Below are 1,958 nucleotides of genomic sequence, written 5' to 3' on the forward strand. Positions count from 1 at the left end.
CAGAAAATGGATGATGCTTTGGGGCAATATCAGCCGGTTATGCAGCTTAAATTTAATTTGCTATAAAAACAGTATAATTTATATCTCTATTTTTTACAAGCCTGAAATGGCATCTACATCTGTTTGGGCATAAAGTTATCGCCCATGCCGGGCACACATAAAAAAGCGGCTTATAAGCCGCCTTAAACATCATATAAGACGAAACAATTTTATTGACTTTCTTTATTAATCATCAGCATCTAAACCCAGTTCATATTGAATCTCCGACTGCAACTGAAACTTGCAGTAATGTTTAAAGTTGCCTTCCTCATCCTTTACTACAAAATAAATTGCACTTGGATCATGGGGTGAATAATAAAACTCATCGCCAACCTTTCCAAAGTTTGTGGTTAAATCTTTATCTGGTATTTTTGTGTGCGGAACCTTGTATAATATCTTCTCTTTTACGTAATCGTCAGATGGAAGTTCTGTTAATGGCCCTCCTACATCTTGATATACCCTACCGTTAAACTTTATCATGGGCGGCACAACATATCGCTCAGCTTCATCGCTGCTGCATCCTACCGACAGAAAAACAGTGCAAGCCAAAAATGCAACCAGAAATATCTTCTTCATATCAAAATTACCTCCCCCTCATTACCAATCGATTATGCTTCGTTTCCATTCCCAGCGAGAACCATTTGTTGCGGTGTATATTCGAGTATCAATAGGCATTGTCTCATAATAATTATACCAAGGGTTCCATACAGAAAAAACACCCGTCTGTTCATTATAGCCTCTTAATGCCAAAGCATGCCTTCCTTTCTTGTCGCCACTTATTTCATCACAACCCATGTATACGGGTTTCTCGGCAGCAATCTGATGTTTTGCTGTACTGTAACTGATATTTGACGATGGTTCATAAGGATTTAGACCATATTTTTTTGCAAAAGCAATGCATTGTTCTCTTGAAACTGATTCTTGATATATATTGTTAGAATTCGGATGAGCAAATTTAACTACATCTATTGCCCTGATATCAGTCCTGCCTGTTCTGAAATTAACAATAAAAGCGGTTACATACGCTGCACACCAAGGATATGAAGACTGTGTTTCTCGTATTGTTGTGTTTAGATACTTAAACCTTGGAAGGGTATTATTTACTGTAATTTCTGAGGTATCAATTTTAGATAAATACTGAATGGGTGTTTTGCAGTTTATCACTTCATTGTCGGAAGACTGTATAGAAATTTTTTGGAAATTTTTAAGCTTATCTTCCTTTATGTTCTTACCATATGGATCTTTTTGTAAAACATCAATTCCCTCACATGTGATTGCAATAACATTGCCATTGTTTACCGCAATAACCGCGGGCTTTTCTGCTGTCGTCTTTTTAGATAGCTCCTCTAATTCATTCGCTAAAGCTTCAGAGTATATACCAGCTAACTGCCCATTAACCTCGTATACTCTAAATGTAGCTTCAATATGGTTATTGTACAAAATAGGGAAATAATAAGTTATAGTATTCTCTTCTTCATTTACCAATGCAAATGGACTACCCAAAGCAGGCAGATTATTGTTTGATTCAATACCTTTTTCTGCCCTCTCGGCAATTATAAATCTATAAACATTTTCTCTTGCATACTTTACTACATTCTCAGGGCATATTTGAGTCTCAACATACAAACCACCAGGATTTTGGGTTTCCTGTGCATGTACTTTTACTTCTGTTGTCACTGATATAAATAATAAGAAAACCAGTAAAAGAATAACTGCAATTTTATTAAGTCTTTGGTAAGCAATCATGTGTTATACCCCCTTATATTTTTGGTACGCTCCTGAAAAGCCCAAAAGCTTTTTTTTTTCGTATTCCAGGGCTCAGCCTGTAAGCTTCACCCATTATATTAAATCTCGTTGCCCATTGGAATCACCCCCTTTGATTCATCTTCCTACTATATATAACCAAATTAAAGAAAGCT

Annotated in this window: 2 protein-coding genes; both read right to left on the reverse strand. The window is 36.2% G+C overall.

The window, feature by feature from the left end; translation table 11 throughout:
• Positions 1-225: 225 nt before the first annotated feature.
• Positions 226-615 (reverse strand): hypothetical protein, encoded by a 390-nt coding sequence (locus BM241_RS12085; protein ID WP_092282908.1) that lies wholly within the window; start codon positions 613-615, stop codon positions 226-228.
• Between the two features lie 21 nt (positions 616-636).
• Positions 637-1,785, reverse strand: a complete 1,149-nt coding sequence (locus BM241_RS12090) for a C47 family peptidase (RefSeq protein ID WP_092282909.1) — start codon at positions 1,783-1,785, stop codon at positions 637-639.
• Between the last annotated feature and the right edge of the window lie 173 nt (positions 1,786-1,958).

Origin of the sequence: Caldicoprobacter faecalis, from assembly GCF_900115765.1 — a bacterium.
Taxonomy (GTDB): Bacteria; Bacillota; Clostridia; order Caldicoprobacterales; family Caldicoprobacteraceae; genus Caldicoprobacter; species Caldicoprobacter oshimai.